We start from the raw sequence: 15,543 nt of genomic DNA, 5'->3' as shown, positions 1-15,543 counted from the left end.
ACGAAAAAAGCGGCCGCCTGACATCTGTTCCGCTCAAAGCGGGTCTCCCTGCGCCTATAAGAAACCTAGATATTTTAATTTAGAGTCATTAAGTAACCAGAATATTTGGAACATTCGCCAACTCTGAAAACCAACCTGCCAAGGTTTCTTTCTTAACAGCTCCGGTCGTCACGCTTACCCATCGCTCCACAGATATAGGGCGGAATTGCCAAGTCTTTGTTTGAGGCTTCTGTCCGCCCCTTCGTCAGGCAGAAATGCTTCGGTTTTTCTTCTCTTGCCACAAAGAACCTGTTTAATAGAGTTTTGATAAGAAATGAGCCTCCTGCCCCGAGTCCAGAGAATCCCTGCAATGGCTGTTCGAAAAGATCATAAGTGATCCAAAGCAGTAGGCTATTTACTGGCATGAGAGAACAACATCTGGGATTCTTTGGCGGCTTTTTTGGTTCGTTTTTTGGCCGTACAAAAAATGAACAACACTATAGGATAACAAGCATGTTTGTAGTTTTTTGAGCTAACATCCCACCCCACGCCATTACAACAGCCTTCGCCGGAAAACCCGGCCGCCCAGCGGGCATATTACCCCCGGCTTTACCCCCCGAAATAAAAAAATTTAATTTTTTTTGTAAGGAATCGCCTTCTCGTCGGTCTATATAGTAGAGAGCCCACAAAACGTGGTTCTCATCAAGTAGATGGGGTACCGATTATATATAACTATTCACTCCGGTAGCGGCACGCGGTATGCCCATAGAGAGGCCGCAGTGACCGGCTAATATTCAATAAACCATACTTATTACGATGGCTTTACAATTTTATTTAAGACCAAATCATATTACTGACGATAATGAGGACTATATGGCGGTCAGCCAGAGTCCGGAAAGCTATTCACTGGAGGATATCTTTGAGCATATGACGCGCGAGGGCTCCACCATCACCAAAGCCGAGGCGTTGGCTGGCTTTGAGGAGGTTATCCAGGGAATTGTCAATTTAGTAGAGCAGGGCAACTCTGTGGTCACGCCACTAGTCAATATCAGCCCATCCATCAGCGGGGTGTTTGACGGGGAGGAGGATCGCTTCGATCCCGACCGGCACCAGGTGAATATCAACGTTTCGCCCGGGCTGCGGCTGCGCGATACCGCCGGCGACATCCCCACCCAGAAGATTGCGCCCAAGGACCGGGTGCCCGTGCTGCGCCACTTCTATGATAATAGAAGCGACACGCGGGATGATATCATTACCCCGGCCGGTGGTGCCCGCATTAGCGGCGCCCTGCTGAAGTTCGATGAGGAGGACGAAAATCAAGGCGTCTTCTTTATCAATACCAGCGACGGCAGCGAACGGAGGGTAGACCAAAAAATGCTGCAGAACAAGCCCTCCGAGCTTATTTTCATGCTTCCCGACCTTTCACCCGGCACCTATCGCCTGGAAGTAAGGAGCAAAATTATGAATACCACGGAGGTACGAAAAGGTGCGCTTCCCGAGGAGCTGACGGTTCCAGGTTCCTAGGCCTCAGGCCTAATGCGATGGGCAACCATCGCTTATTATATGCCATGCCCTCTCTGCCGAAAGGTGGAGGGGGTTTTTATATTGATTCAATTGGAAAATGTGTTTTCTGGCTAAATTTGAACCTCTCAACTAAGTGATTTCAAATTTTCCCAACTATGTAATTCCCCTTCATATAACTATGTAAATGCAATTTTCCTTACTATGTGAATTGGATTCACATATATATGTAAATTGAATTCTCATTACTATGTAATTTTGATTTACATAGTAATGAAATTTGAATTTTCCTTATCAGGAGATTGGAATTGGGGGTGGGAGGTGGGGTTGGGGAGCCTAAAATGGATGAGATAGAGGGGTGGGCAAGCATAGTAGAGGCTTGACCGATTAATGTGAGGTTAGCACGCTGACACTTATTTTTAAAGATTTAGCTCTTCCGGATTTCTTCGGCTATCCCAAACATGCAAAATTCTGACAGTGTCTTCATTGTTGAGATAGAAAATCTGATAGTGATCTTTTACAAAAACCCGTACTTCTCGATTTTTTACTTGGCGATCCAAAAATGGAAACTGTGAGAGCAATTCCACTGATTCTTTGAACATTTCATCAAGCTTTTGGGAGTACTCCTTGGTACCAAGCCTTTTATACCAATAATCCAAAATTTGAATACGATCTGCTACTGCCTGAGGGCCCAAATTATTCGTTTAGCCATTTACCTACCATTTGGTCAGCTTGCTCATTTGTTAAATAGTCTCCCTGGTCAATACTCTTTTTGGCTTGATCTATTCGTTTTTCTTGATAAGACGAGAGGTCAATATTTTTTTCAGGCTGATATTTATGGTCTAGAATATGTTTTACTGTTTGGAGAAAAGATTCATCATCGATGTTTTCGATGCTTTCGTGAAGTAAGCTTTTCAATTCTTTTTTTTGAGAACTCATAGCAGTAAAAATTTTGGATTCAATCAATTACTCTAGTATAAATTGGTCTTCATAGACAAGTGTTCATTTTTTTAGTGATAAAAAAACGAACCAAAAAAATCACCGGCTGAGTAAAACCTGACCTGAAGGGCACTGCGTTCCGCTAAAAAAATCACAGATTTTTTCTTTACGCTTCCCTTCGTTTCCTTCCGGGCGGTCAGCTTTTCCAAGGCCGGAGGGACCGAACCTCTGATTCTTAGTAATCAATTAGATTTCAAAGTAATAAAGCAACGCCGAAAAGAAGAAAATCTTTCATTGAGCTGCTAAAGACTGAAAAGTTAAATGGTGGACCTAACGGTTCTGGGATAACGGGCGTACCAATTAACGTTAATTTAATTTCCAGTTTACTAGTTGGCACCCGGAAAACAAAAACCGGCAGCCCTTGGCGAGGCGTGTCCCCTTGAAGCGCTTTATGCGGCCATTCTATTATGATTTAGGAACTTCAGAAACAGCTTCTTTATACGTTTCTCCCAGCGGAAATTTCATTTTCTTCAACAATTATTTCATCTATGACAATCAGGTTCATTATTATCTACTCATTAATATAAAGCCATAACCAGTACAGTTCTCCCTATACACTGATAAGTGCATCAATCCCACTTAAATTAAATAATATTTGTAGGATATGATTCGAAATAGTGGTAATCTATATAATTGATATTAAGCTAACCCTCCCCCAGCAAGTATCATACACCTCTACTGTCTGAGACCCTTCTTATCAAGAACACCAATTAATACAAAATGAGTTTAACTACTCAGAAGAAAAAGATGAAAACTACAAATATTCTCAACGTGATTGTATTAAGCATTGGTATCTTGTTTTTGGTCGTACCTTCGCTTAATGCCCAAGATTGCAATTGCTCCGAAGCTACAGCTGTCGTGCAGGGTGAACCCACCTCTGTGTTGACAGGAATCAGTGAAAGCGACTATCCTTATTTTTTGAATATTAAGGGCTTAAAAAAATATTCAAACATCACATATAATGGATTACCCGTCGGTTCCTCAAATGCCAACTATAGCCTCAGAAGCGATGGTAAGGGGATGAAACTTTCTGCCACTTATGGAGAAGATGGAAACCTGATTAATGGCTGGTATATTACGAAAAATAGGGTAATTCCCCGTGCCATTCGGGAGTTCCTGACTACCGAGAATTATATAGGGTGGACAATGACAGATAATAAAATCGTAGTCCATGACTTCGATGCCTTAAAAACGGAATATGAGGTAAAACTTCAAAAGGATAATATGAAGCAGACCTTATTCTTTGACCACTCCGGTACTCAAATCAAAAAGCTGTCCCGTACGTAAGATGTGGTGTTTGAAATATTGAATTCGGCAGCTAAGGCCATGCAAATTTGCATGGCCTTTTTTTTGAAACATATTATATGTTAAACAAATAAATTGGTGCAAAGCCCGAGACTACATTATGAACTTGCTACATTTTGGTAATCTTTCCTGTCTATGTTGTCCATAGTGCTTGTTGAAATGTTAACGGCTGGTTCTTCACTCCAATCCCCTGATGAAACAATTATTTTTTCTCATTTTATTTCTCCTTAGAGACTTTCGGGCTTAGGGAATTGTAACGAGAATCAGCCAAATTCGGATGTTTCGCAGTAGATTAAGCTAAGTCCGACAGCCTCCTTAAGCTCCAACAGTACCTGTCTTGACCTGTCCAGCTCGCTTGTAATTGGCAATAATAACTCCGCTTGGTGTAACAGTACTGTCTATTAGGGTAAATGCTGCGGGAATCGTGCCGTTGTCAAACAACCTTTTCCCTTTACCAAGAGTCAACGGGTGAATTTTGAGCCAGAGTTCGTCCACTAAATCATTCTCAATTAGCAGCTGAATGAGCTCACCACTGCCGTGAACTTGAATGTCAGAACCTTTTGATTTTTTGAGCTCTTCGATATCTGCCAGGCTTTTAAGGAAAACTGAGTTTTCCCAGTCTGACTTTTTCATGGTCTTGGACATGACGTATTTTGTGACGTCATTGATACCCGGCCACATGTCTGCATGTTCAGGCCAGTAGGAGGCAAAAATCTCAAATGTTTTTCTGCCCAAAAGAATATCTGCAGGTTCCATCTGTGTTTCCATGACCTTACCATAAACTTCGTCAAAATAAGGTGCAACCCAACCGCCATATTTGAAACCGCCTGATCTGTCTTCCTCAGGTCCACCGGGCGCTTGCATTACTCCATCCAGTGTAATCATTGATAGGACGATTATTTTCCTCATATTATTTTATCCTCAGGTTTCATCTCTGGTTTGTTTTATTAAGCTTGCCGCTAACATTGGCATAACGCCAATGCAATTCATGTTATCCTTGCTTCATAAAGAAAGCTGACACCCGTAGTATACTGACTAGATAGGTCACTCGCGCAGTCGAGATACGACATTATCGCGGGTCAATTGCGACAAAATGATTATTACTGAGGATGATTACTAAGCCATATAACTTATAGGTAAAACGTATTTAGCGGTTAGACCAGATGGCAAAAAAACCAAGAAATACCCACCATGAGATCCCGGATCGGGATCCGGGATCTCATGGTGGCACAAAACGCTGATCTGTTGAGAGCCGATATCAAAGATAGAGGCTCTACGAGATCCTGAAAGAGATACTGAATCAAGTTCAGCACAATGGTTCAGGATGACACAAAAGTTACTTTTTTGACCACTAAACGCGTTGTAAAAGTAATATCACACCTTCGTTATTCCTTTTCGATACCACGCCCAGACACAATCATCTCTTCGAGCGTTTCAAGTCGCATCCGTATATCCCGGAGGCTCGAACTCCGCATCCGCAGGAATAGTGCGATCGTGCTGATTACAGCAACTCCAAACGCAATGCTTCCGATGGAACTGAAAGCGATGGTTATACTGATGAGTTCGATTATTTCCGGGGCGAATAATCCAAATGTACCCCTCCCTAAGGCATCTTCACTGATCCCAGATACCTGTATTATAATCAACACAGCGTAGCAGAGATAAATAAGGAAGGTGGTAGTCCACGCACCAAAGCATATCCGGCGAATCCATGTATCCATGCTTTTTTCCTGCTCTATTTTTGTCCACAGATCATTTCGGGTTGTTTGTTCTTCAGTATTCATAGTTCTTCGTTTTTGGGATTTAACATTATGTTTCATGATGGAGGATCTCCTCAATTTTTTGTTTGGCATAATAGAGCCGGGAGCGTACTGTACCGACCGGGCAACCGATAATAAGCCCGATCTCTTCGTAGCTCATTCCTTCCCAGTATTTCAGCACGATTACTTCCCGGTGGGGAGCAGGCAGTTGATCTAATGTTGATTTTAGGTCTTCTTCGTCTTCTGCCTTAAAAAGCTCATCGATATCAAAGGTTGAAGTCCGTTCGTCCTTTTTGGCGGCTATATTTTCCTTTAGTGTCAATCGTCTCCTACTCGTTCTTAGCTGGTCGATCGCCTGACGGTGGGTAATCCGGTAAAGCCAGGTCCGGAAGCCCCGTGGGTTCATAAGCTCCGATATCTGCCGATACACGGTAAGCCAGACCTCCTGCTGAATATCACGGGCGGTCTCGCCCTCCAATAAACCTTTCAAATAGCGCAGTGTTTTATCCCCGAAGAGCTCGTATAATTGTTCAAAGGCTTTTTGATCGCCTGCCTGGCATCGCACCACAAGCAGAAATCGCCTTATATCACTATTTCCTGGTTCCGATGGATTATCCACTGGCTTATTATGTATGGTATTTTTGTTCTCCTACACATAACGACGCCCGGGAAAAAGAAAAGTTCAAATAAAATTGCTAGGAGGAATATCCGAGTGGTAGATAACGGCTCGGTGCTTAAAGCAAAGGTGTTCATTTGGGCTTGATCCGCCGGTAGTCGGAGACGCTCCAAAACGAATCAAAAGATCAAGAAGCATTTAACTCCTCGGGGCTGATAGCAGGTGCTGGTCATCCCCCAAGCCCCCTTCGGATTAGGTTATCTGCTTTTAATAATATTTATGAGCCGTCCCGTGCAAGCGAAGCATAGGCGTTTAGAAAGAAATCTTGCTTAATATTTCCTTAATAGCTTTGAATGTGGAAAATCTATTCATCCCGAAATGTCACAAGCCGTGAACATCTAGATTTCTTTTAGCCGTAGCGGAGTGCCGCAAGGCGAGTAAATCCCCGCCGGTGATTCGTTTTTTGATCGCTCAAAAAATGAACGACATAATTGGATCAAAGCATAAGTTGCTGTCTTCGAGCTAATTCCTTCTTTAGCGGTGACTCTTTAAGAATCTCCTTTTATTCCACTTGTATCCTCACCGGTCCCAGCAGGCCAGACTCTTCAAGCGGCTCTCCCTCCAACAGGTAGGGAACCGGATCGGTGAGGTACGATACCCGTTGCTCTGCCGGAAGATCATGGTCGGCCATGATTCGGTTTTTCCAGGTATTAGTCACCTCAATAGTCAGTTCATTGTGGCCCGGTTTCAGGGCATCCGTAATTTCTACCCGGTAGGGTTCGGTCCAGGTTACTCCGCAATTTTCGCCATTGACATTGACCTCCGCCAGGTTTGCCACCTTGCCCAGGTCAAGCCAGACCCGCTTCCCGGTGTCATCAGCCGGCAGCCAATCAAAACTGTTGTGATAGGTCGCCGTCCCGGAATAGTTGCGAATAGTGGAATCCTGGCTGTTTACCCAGTCGGTCAGATTGCGAAACTCCACCGGCTGTTCGGGACCGCCCCTATCGGCATTAAAGTCAACCTTCCAAGCCCCTTCGACCTGCTTAACTGTTCTGAGAGTAAGCCAGTTGTTACCTGCACTGCTGACTTGATTTGTCCCTTTGCGAAGGATAACAAATACCGATCCATGGGGAGCCAGCTTCAGCGGCAGGTGGGTGCGCTCATTATCTATCTTCCACTCCCCTGCTGATTTAACCTCACCGGTAACCGCATCATAGAGCTCAGGTACCAGCCCGTTGGCGCGAAGGGAAAGAGTGAATTTCCGGGACTCATTGCGCTGATTAGAAATAAAATAGAGATCAAAATCCTCCCCACTCCTGTGGGTCCAGGCAAAGTCATCCAGGTAGCGGCCGGAAGAATCGGTTATCTCGACGTCTCGTGCTATTCCGAGCTGGTCAAACGTTTCATCTTGATAAGGCCCTTTAATGACCGTGCCCTTGCCCACTTCCCAGGTTGTCATTGGCGTTGGATTCGCTGGGGCTCCGCTCCAAAGTTCGTCAATAATATCCTGGACTTTAGTATCACTTTCGGGATACCCTGCAAGGCTCGGCGATTTTTCAGGCCGTTCTTCCACCAAGAGCGTAGCCCCTGCCCTGACAAGGTCGAGTAACTTCTGGGCAACTTCCGGGGTCATAAGCTCGGCATGGGGATTCATCCTTCGTGAGCCGGGCAATACCAGCAGTTTGTAGCTGGCACCACCGGGCAATACTACTTGCCCATCTTGAACCGTCGCCAGGTTGAGCAGCGCATCCCGGTTAATGGAATCGTAGCTGTAGCCTCGCAGCGGGTCGGTCCACTCCTGCGGCTCGGCCATGTTTGCCGAGTTGTCGACTCCGATTGGTATCTCCTGCATCGGCTGCCCTTCGTTGGCCAGTCGTTTCTGCTCCTGTTGAACAACCTTTTCCCCGAAAATTCCGGGCAGTGTGGGGACCAGCCGATCGGGCAGCACGGACCGCCGTGGCGTTTCTTCGCCGGTAAACACCGCTATATCAACCACCGGCTTCCCTTGCTGCAGCAGTGATTGGGCTCGGTGGGCATAATCGATCCATGCTTTCCCGGGGTCCCACCAAGTCTGGCTGGGCTGGAATAACAACCCGATCCCGTGCAGGGTCATCCCCGGCTCCCGATCGAGCCACGGGTTGTGTGCAAACACATGGTAGGCAAAACGGTTGATGCCAAGCGCATAATTGCGGTCGCCCAACGCTTTGAGCATGCCGGGGTGTTCATCAAACTCCATCCGTACTTCTGTGAAGGCCTCGGCCACGATAGTGGGTTTACCATAAATATGACCGGCTGAGATGGCATCAAGCATATCATTGGGCTTATCATGTGTGGGACTGCGCAGCCAAAATTCCCCCATCGGCAGATCTACATTCTTGAAATGCAGCATCCCGTCGCTGGTCATGGTCGGCGACACGTTTTCGGCGCTGAACAGTTTGCCGTCGCTGTGTGCCAGGTCGGAAACTGTTTTAAAGAATACGTCGTTGATCAGCTCGGCGATGGTCTGGCGCACATCATGCAGGAAGCGCTCGGAAACCTCCGCACTTTCCACCGGCACGCCGGCCATGGCGGGCAGGTATGACAGAGGATCGTAGCCACGGCGTTCCATGAACTCCTGCCGGAATACCGGTGACCAGTTCTGGCTGCCGGCTTCCCAGCTGTCCATGTGGAAAAGCTTCAGTACCCGGTTGGCCAGCTCAGGTCCCGCCTGCTTTATCGCTTCACCGTACCAGTTTTCGTACTGCATTTTTACCGTTTCTTCCCGGAATTTGTCGACCTCAAGCCCTTCGCCTGAACCACCCGTGGAGTTGGTGTGCCCGGTAGAAGTATGCCCCATCCGCAGGATCGTCCAGTTGCCCTCCGGCGCCTCCCAGTTGAGGGTACCGTCATTCCGCAGATGTTCAGTAATATCTACCATTCGATCCATCGGAACCGCATGTGATTGGGGCAGCTGCTTTTCCGTGGTACGTTCGCCGATCTGCCACATCGATCCGTTCTTCCCTTCAAACTGGTTGATGCGTGGCAGGCCCGAGAGCTCAATACCGTTTAACTCCAGACCCGGACTCCATTTTGCATCGTCCAGGTCTTCGGCCCCGGGCTCCGTCCCTTTCGGATCATTGATGAACCGGTAGTATCGCGCCGTCACCTCCTCCAGGGCGTGGGTAATCGGCTCGTCCCAGTCCTGCCAGCCGAGTCGCGGTGGCTGCAGCTGGCCTATCGATCGAAAATTCTTGCCGTCGTCACTCACTTGTATTCGCAAGCGGTTGGACTGGTAGTTGTCGCCCCCCGTATGCATGGTGAGGGAGCGCGCCGTAAAGGGCTCATCAAATTCAAACTGAATCCAGCACGGGTCGTCGCATTCAAAGCCCTCATCGCTGCCCTCTTCCGCCAGGACCTGCGGGTCGGTTTCCGGGTCCTCGAGGCTCGTGGTTACGGTTGGTTGTCGTGCAAAACTGTTCTCCGCGGCTCCCGGTAAACTCGGGTAGGCATAGACTTTAATATCGCGGTAGTATCCTTCATTGGTTTCTGGCTGGGGAAGTTCTTCGCTAAACGTTTGTCCTCCCTGGATATGCGTCTTGCTCCACACCACTTTCTGCATCGACTGCTCGGGGGTAGTCCAGGGACCGCCTGCCGTGGCAAACCCATCACTAACATGAAATCCCAACTCCAGCCCAAGGCGGTCAGCTTCATTCATTGCATGCTCAACCATGTCCCACCATTCCGGGCTAAGCGTCTCGGTAACCGGCTTATAAAGCGGCGGGTCGGTCGGGTCCAGGACCGGCATCAGGTAGGCCCCTCCGATCCCTGCCTCTTTCATTGCCTCCAAGTCAGCGGTAATGCCTTTCTTGGAAAAGGCCCCATGTATCCAGTACCAAATAGCCCAGGGCTTGGCCGAATCCGAAGGTTTTGTGATTGCCTGGTCGATATTCGATTTGAAGCTCAGGTCTTGGGCAGTTCCCTTGCTGCTCCATCCCAGCAATCCCATGATCAGGAGGATAAATATTGCTTTACCAATGGTATTTCTTTTCATCTGTAATTTCGTCAACGTTAAGATTATTTTCCTCAGTGGTTACCCCCCTCAGTCATCCCGCACCTCGATGCGGGATCTCGTAAGGATCAAATCGTTGATCTAGATGAGGAAATATATCAACGACTAGTATCTTTGCGAGATCCTGAGTCAAGCTCAGGATGACTGAGAGGTCCATTTTCTGAATAAATCAGAGTACAATTTACCAAGCACCTAAAACTCCACATTATAATTGCTCACGATATTTACTTTTCGGGTCATCGAACTCCCAGCTTCATCGGTTACCGTAAAGCTAAATGAGCCCAACCCTCTTTCTTCAGGCGTGAACAGTGCTTTTCCATTGTTCACTTCTACTCGACCGTTTTCTACTTCGGAAATAGTAAACTCCGGATCTTCGGTATATCCCCTCGACAGGCTTTCCAGATCGATCTCAATTGGCTCCCCATGCTTCGAGCTATAGTGTGGCTCAGCCATCCAGGCAAGGTACCAGTCAAGGTTTGTGAACCCGTCCCGATCTTCATCAGCGTTGGGATCGGAAAAATCCCCGGGGGCTGAATTAGGGTTCAATCCTTTGATGATCTCCCACCAGTTGGGCAGTCCATCGTCGTCGCTGTCCCAGTGCTTCTCTCGGTACACCTCGGGATAAGTCTCATAGCCACCTACATCTTTTTCGTGGTCCGGGAATCCTTTTTTACCGCTTACACTGCCCTTTGCCGAGTAAGTGCCGTTCAGCGTTTCCCGGATCATGCGCTTGTCTTGCTGATCAAGCTGCGGTTGATTCGCCCCTACATCAGAAAGGACTTTTTTATAAGCATCTCTTGCCGACTGTGTGTTTACATGAGGCTTGAAAAATCGATGATCCACAAACGTTTCGTACCCGACCTCCTTCCCGGCTACCTTTTGCCCCTTTTCCTGGTTATTCACACCGAATTGGCCCGGCATGACGTTCCCCTTCATATAATACTGCTGTTTGCCGCCGCCATAATTTTCATGATCAGCTTTGAGGGCATGAAATACCGTCGTGCCCGGACCAGGCTTGTAATAATTGTTTACAAAGTTTACTTCGTGGGCACCGCCGTCGGTAGTTCTCGTCCCCCAGTTATACACTACGTTGTTGCGGATGTCCAGCTTGCCGATATACCGGCCATTTCCATTGACCCCGCCGGCCATGCTCCAGTTGCGCCCATAGTTATGGACTAAAAGGTTGTGATGAAAACTTCCAATGCTCCCCCCAATACTTGCCGCATAACCGTGGGCTGTTCCCGGGGGATATTTGTCATGCCCGGCTACATTTAGAGCTTCTGAAATAAGGGTTCGCTGTAGAGTAATATTTTTAGCTCCCCGGGAACTAAATGCCTCGTCCATCGTCCAGCTAATCGAGCTGTGGTCGATGATACTGTGATTATTACCGGTGAGTCCCATGCCACCGTAGGCAACGTTGTCAGCCCCGAGTCGCACCCTCATGAACCGAACAATCACATCATTACCCGTTACTCCAAAAGTGGCATTCCTGACGGCAATTCCTTTACCGGGAGCCGTTTGTCCTGCCACGGTGATGTAGGGTTTATCAACGTTAAGTGTGGAATCGAGTTTAATCATGCCGGAAACATCGAATACAATGGTACGCGGACCAATATCCTTGTTGACGGCCTCCCGCAGGCTTCCGGGACCGTTGTCATTCAGGTTTGTCACTTTCACAACCTTGCCGCCGCGACCTCCACGTGCAAAGCGACCGTAGCCCTGGGCCCCGGGAAAAGCAAGCTGCGCTGTCCGGAAGCTCCAAATATCGCCTTTGGTCCTGGTTCCCCCGGATACTTCATCCACACGCCAGTAATAGGTAAGCATGCTGTAGAGGTTATCAACTTGGAAAGTCGTATCCTGCAAATTTCCTTTATACATTAAAGAACTGCGACCTGCAGAGGCAACGGCGCTGGAATCGGTTCCGAAGTAGACATCGTGGGAATCAGCGTCTACGGCCGGTGACCAGTTTAGCGTAAAGGCTCCCTCATCTGCCTGCACATGTTCATTACCATTTGTAGGCACCGGCAAGCGCGATTGTCGCTTCTGATTGGGCGTGTTTAGCTCAAAACCGTTTACAATAACATTTTTTACTGAGGCCGTTGATGCCGGATCGGGAGCAAAAACGATCGTGTTATCCTGTCCCTTCTCAGCAGTTACATGCAGATAGGCTGTTGTTCCTTTAATATCCTCAAGCGAACGAGTGCTTGGCTCAAGGTTATCCACCTGCAGCTCGCCATCCACATAAATATCGATCGGGCTGAATGTGTTGGTTTCGGGATTGTGTATGTTGTTGTGGAAGGTAAGCAGGGTATGTTCTCCCGGCGGGAGGCCGCTTATTGTCATTTTAATCTTGCCTCCATCATTTCCTTCCTGAACGGTAACCCCATCGTTAACCAACTGCGCGTAGTTGGGATCCTGGATACCAACTTTGTACCAGTTGGAAGCAAGACCAGTGCCCGCATTACCGGTATGCTTGAACGTTATCTTCACCCCGTCAAAAGTTCTGCTGTGCTCCGATGCTTCATTGATCGGCCAATACTGATACCCCAACTTATTGACTTCACTTTCCGGTCGACCAAACTGATCCAGGTCGACTTTTAGGACGGGAGTCTGGGCAGATAGAGCGGTAGGAAACAAGAACAGACTAATAAAAAAGAAGAGTTTTCTGGTATACAAGTAGCAGATATTCATAAGTAACGTGTTTAGCAGTTATATTTATGAAGCGGTAATCTAAATAGAATCTCTCAGTCATCCTGCACCCCGATGCAGGATCTCGTAAAGGTATATGATTCTATATCGGTTCATTATCAACGTTTGTGTCCTTACTAGATCCTGAATCAAGTTCAGGATGACTGAGAGGCATTTTGCAAAGGCTCCTACAAATTCAATTAAAAGTAAGCTCACTGCTGCCCAAATCTTCTGACGTTGCAACGGCAATTCCCCGGTCATCATCCTTGTTGACGGCACAGTAAAAGTGATAAACTACACCATCATGTTTAATCACGCACGATTTGTGAGCAAAGCGGGTATCAAAAGGCTCGGAGGGTTCAATCAGGTTGGGACCGGTCCAGTCGGTCCAGTTTTTTAGATCGTAAGAAGCGGCAAAGCTATTCCAGGCATCATTTCGTCCACCATAGAACGCCCCGAAATAGAACATCACATACAGGTCATCGATCTTCTGGATGTAGGCGTCGCCGGTGATCCCGTCATGATGGTTGAGCACCGGGTCTTCTCCATAACGCTGCCAGTTGCGCATGTCATCAGAAACCGCCATGCCGATTCGTTCCGCACCGCGGCCGGGATTGAGGCTGTCGCCCCGGGCGTTGTAAAACATCACAAAAGGATACCCCGTAAGCTGCTGCCGGTCCCGGATGACAGAGCTCTTGTACATCGTGCTGTTGTCCCACCAGCTCACATTTTCATCATTTGGAGATAAAATAGGCTCTTCAAGTCGCTGCCACTCGTGCGCCGTAGTCGGATTTTTCTCAGTGTATGCCATGCCCAACTGCAGCAGCCCGGCCTCATAACCCCGGGTGTTGCCGCCAAAATAGGACATCCAGTATTTGTCGTCGTACTGCTGGAGTTCGTAACTACCGCCCCACTCGTAGTTTACCAAAGAAAGATATCCTGCCTTCTGGTTCAGATCCCAGTCCGTGGTATCCGAAAACGACATGAGCTGCCCCTTGGTCTCCCAGTTGAGCAGGTCGTCACTTTCCGCCAGCCAGGTTTTGTAACCGCGACCGTCAAAAATGATATATGTCATATACCACTGCCCGTCCTTGTGAAAAATGGTGGGACAATCCAGCTTCTTGGAGGAGTCTTGCGGGGTCAGGACGAGCCCGTATTTATGCGGAGTTTTAATCTCTTCATACACCTGCTTCATTACCTCTTCGGAGACCTTCTCTGGTTTGGACTCGGCGGCACATCCACTAAAAACCGAGACTATAAATGCAACCAATATCAAATAGCTGTAATGAAGATTCATATTTGTCGAATCAGAGATAGTTAAAAATTCTATTGCTTTGGGAATTGAAGATCACTTTTCCCGAGATCCGTAGAGGTTGCCAGTGCAATGCCCCGTTGATCATCTTTATTGACGGCACAGTAAAAGTGATACACCGTCCCTTCATGATTGATGACAATCGGTTTGTGGGCAAAGCGGGCATCGTATGATTCTGAAGGCTCAATCAGCTCAAGGCCGGTCCAGTCGGTCCAATTGACCAAATCATAGGAGGCGGCAAAGCTGTTCCATGCATCATCGCGGCCACCGTAAAACGCTCCAAAATAGAACATCACCCATATGTCGCCCATCTTCTGGATCGCAGGGTTGCCCGTGATGCCATCATGGTGATTGAGCACCGGGTCCTCTCCATAGCGTTGCCAGTTACGCATGTCATCCGAAACCGCCATCCCGATCCGTTCCGCGCCCCGGTCGGGATTGAGGCTGTCGCCCAGTGCGTTGTAGTACATCACAAAAGGGTGCCCGGTAGTTTGACTTTTATCCCAGAGGACAGTGCTTTTGTACATCTTGGCGTTGTCCCACCAGCTGGCATTATCATCATCAGGGGCTAGTACTGGCTGGCCGAGACGGATCCACTCGTGGGCGATTGAGGGATCCTTTTCAGTATAAGCGATACTGATCGACAGCTTGCCAGCCTCATAACCTATGCTTGTTCCACCATAGTAAGACATCCAGTACTTGTCTTGGTATTGCTGTAGCCGGTAGCTCCCACCCCAGGTATGATCCCGGAGCACCACATCGCCGGAATTCTGGTTGGCGTCCCACCGCGTGCTGTCCGAAAATGATAACATTCGCCCCTTCTTTGTCCAGTTCACAAGATCCTCGCTTTCCGCCAACCAAGTTTCGTAGCCGCGTCCTTCATACACGATGTAGGTCATATACCAGTGGTCACCGCTCCGGAACACACTGCGGCAGTCCACTTTCTGATCCCGATGTTCCGGCACAAGAACCAAACCATATTTATGAGGCGTTTTTACCTTTTCATAGATCTGTTTCATTACCTCCTGTGGAACCTGTTCAGGTTTGGAATTGCTACAGGAGATCCCAACAAAGAGCACCGCAACCAACGGTGCCAGATAAGCAAATTTTTTAAGTGTTAGGATCATTAAATCGAAAAAATTAATTTTCAAGAAGGAACCTTTCAGGTCATCCCCCAAACCCCCTTCGATGTCCAGACCGGGGACATCCTTTACAGGTGTTCGGAGACATCCTTTACACTTTGCAGGGCGCTTATATTTTGTATGATGACCTCCAAAAAGGAGGCTGTTTTGCCCTGGGAAAACCAGCAAACAAA

Annotated in this window: 12 protein-coding genes; 2 read left to right on the top strand and 10 right to left on the bottom strand. The window is 47.8% G+C overall.

Annotated elements, in window-relative coordinates; all coding sequences use genetic code 11:
* Window positions 1-152 precede the first annotated feature (152 nt).
* Window positions 153-404 (bottom strand): hypothetical protein, encoded by a 252-nt coding sequence (locus tag NC796_RS08585; protein ID WP_310683965.1) that lies wholly within the window; start codon window positions 402-404, stop codon window positions 153-155.
* A 391-nt stretch (window positions 405-795) separates the two neighbouring features.
* Here NC796_RS08585 and NC796_RS08580 point away from each other — a divergent pair, with 391 nt between their 5' ends.
* The gene (locus tag NC796_RS08580; protein ID WP_310683963.1) at window positions 796-1,503 is read left to right on the top strand and encodes a DNA-binding domain-containing protein; all 708 of its coding nucleotides are present in this window, start codon (window positions 796-798) and stop codon (window positions 1,501-1,503) included.
* Window positions 1,504-1,919: 416 nt separating this feature from the next.
* Here the strand turns inward: NC796_RS08580 and NC796_RS08575 are convergent, their stop codons facing one another.
* Together NC796_RS08575 and NC796_RS08570 are read right to left on the bottom strand one after the other, a co-directional pair.
* Window positions 1,920-2,195 (bottom strand): type II toxin-antitoxin system RelE/ParE family toxin, encoded by a 276-nt coding sequence (locus NC796_RS08575; RefSeq protein WP_310683961.1) that lies wholly within the window; start codon window positions 2,193-2,195, stop codon window positions 1,920-1,922.
* Window position 2,196: 1 nt separating this feature from the next.
* Window positions 2,197-2,439, bottom strand: a complete 243-nt coding sequence (locus NC796_RS08570) for a hypothetical protein (protein WP_310683959.1) — start codon at window positions 2,437-2,439, stop codon at window positions 2,197-2,199.
* Window positions 2,440-3,219: 780 nt separating this feature from the next.
* Between NC796_RS08570 and NC796_RS08565 the strand changes: the two genes are divergently transcribed.
* Complete coding sequence (locus NC796_RS08565) at window positions 3,220-3,786, top strand: hypothetical protein (protein ID WP_310683957.1); 567 nt, start codon at window positions 3,220-3,222, stop codon at window positions 3,784-3,786.
* 333 nt (window positions 3,787-4,119) lie between these two features.
* Here the strand turns inward: NC796_RS08565 and NC796_RS08560 are convergent, their stop codons facing one another.
* The 7 genes from NC796_RS08560 to NC796_RS08530 all read right to left on the bottom strand — a co-directional run bounded on the left by NC796_RS08560 (window position 4,120) and on the right by NC796_RS08530 (window position 15,355).
* Window positions 4,120-4,713 (bottom strand): dihydrofolate reductase family protein, encoded by a 594-nt coding sequence (locus NC796_RS08560; protein WP_310683955.1) that lies wholly within the window; start codon window positions 4,711-4,713, stop codon window positions 4,120-4,122.
* A 476-nt stretch (window positions 4,714-5,189) separates the two neighbouring features.
* Window positions 5,190-5,588: a hypothetical protein gene (locus NC796_RS08555; RefSeq protein WP_310683953.1), complete on the bottom strand. Its 399-nt coding sequence runs from the start codon at window positions 5,586-5,588 to the stop codon at window positions 5,190-5,192.
* 25 nt (window positions 5,589-5,613) lie between these two features.
* A complete protein-coding gene (locus tag NC796_RS08550; RefSeq protein WP_310683951.1) occupies window positions 5,614-6,183 on the bottom strand; it encodes an RNA polymerase sigma factor in 570 nt (189 codons plus the stop codon).
* A gap of 559 nt (window positions 6,184-6,742) precedes the next feature.
* Complete coding sequence (locus tag NC796_RS08545) at window positions 6,743-10,210, bottom strand: glycosyl hydrolase (protein WP_310683949.1); 3,468 nt, start codon at window positions 10,208-10,210, stop codon at window positions 6,743-6,745.
* Between the two features lie 210 nt (window positions 10,211-10,420).
* Window positions 10,421-12,919 (bottom strand): hypothetical protein, encoded by a 2,499-nt coding sequence (locus NC796_RS08540; protein WP_310683947.1) that lies wholly within the window; start codon window positions 12,917-12,919, stop codon window positions 10,421-10,423.
* A gap of 193 nt (window positions 12,920-13,112) precedes the next feature.
* Window positions 13,113-14,213 (bottom strand): hypothetical protein, encoded by a 1,101-nt coding sequence (locus tag NC796_RS08535; protein WP_310683945.1) that lies wholly within the window; start codon window positions 14,211-14,213, stop codon window positions 13,113-13,115.
* Window positions 14,214-14,242: 29 nt separating this feature from the next.
* Window positions 14,243-15,355, bottom strand: a complete 1,113-nt coding sequence (locus NC796_RS08530) for a hypothetical protein (RefSeq protein ID WP_310683943.1) — start codon at window positions 15,353-15,355, stop codon at window positions 14,243-14,245.
* Between the last annotated feature and the right edge of the window lie 188 nt (window positions 15,356-15,543).

The organism is Aliifodinibius sp. S!AR15-10, from assembly GCF_031569985.1.
Taxonomy (GTDB): domain Bacteria; phylum Bacteroidota; class Rhodothermia; order Balneolales; family Balneolaceae; genus JAMQKA01.
Note: the sequence above shows the minus strand (reverse complement) of the source record. Positions and strands in the feature narration are given on the sequence as shown.

Coding starts and splice junctions, on each gene's coding strand:
- NC796_RS08535 (WP_310683945.1), bottom strand. CDS start 14,213: ATGAATCTTCATTACAGCTATTTGATATTGGTTGCATTTATAGTCTCG.
- NC796_RS08580 (WP_310683963.1), top strand. CDS start 796: ATGGCTTTACAATTTTATTTAAGACCAAATCATATTACTGACGATAAT.
- NC796_RS08545 (WP_310683949.1), bottom strand. CDS start 10,210: ATGAAAAGAAATACCATTGGTAAAGCAATATTTATCCTCCTGATCATG.
- NC796_RS08555 (WP_310683953.1), bottom strand. CDS start 5,588: ATGAATACTGAAGAACAAACAACCCGAAATGATCTGTGGACAAAAATA.
- NC796_RS08560 (WP_310683955.1), bottom strand. CDS start 4,713: ATGAGGAAAATAATCGTCCTATCAATGATTACACTGGATGGAGTAATG.
- NC796_RS08565 (WP_310683957.1), top strand. CDS start 3,220: ATGAGTTTAACTACTCAGAAGAAAAAGATGAAAACTACAAATATTCTC.
- NC796_RS08585 (WP_310683965.1), bottom strand. CDS start 404: ATGCCAGTAAATAGCCTACTGCTTTGGATCACTTATGATCTTTTCGAA.
- NC796_RS08530 (WP_310683943.1), bottom strand. CDS start 15,355: ATGATCCTAACACTTAAAAAATTTGCTTATCTGGCACCGTTGGTTGCG.
- NC796_RS08540 (WP_310683947.1), bottom strand. CDS start 12,919: ATGAATATCTGCTACTTGTATACCAGAAAACTCTTCTTTTTTATTAGT.
- NC796_RS08570 (WP_310683959.1), bottom strand. CDS start 2,439: ATGAGTTCTCAAAAAAAAGAATTGAAAAGCTTACTTCACGAAAGCATC.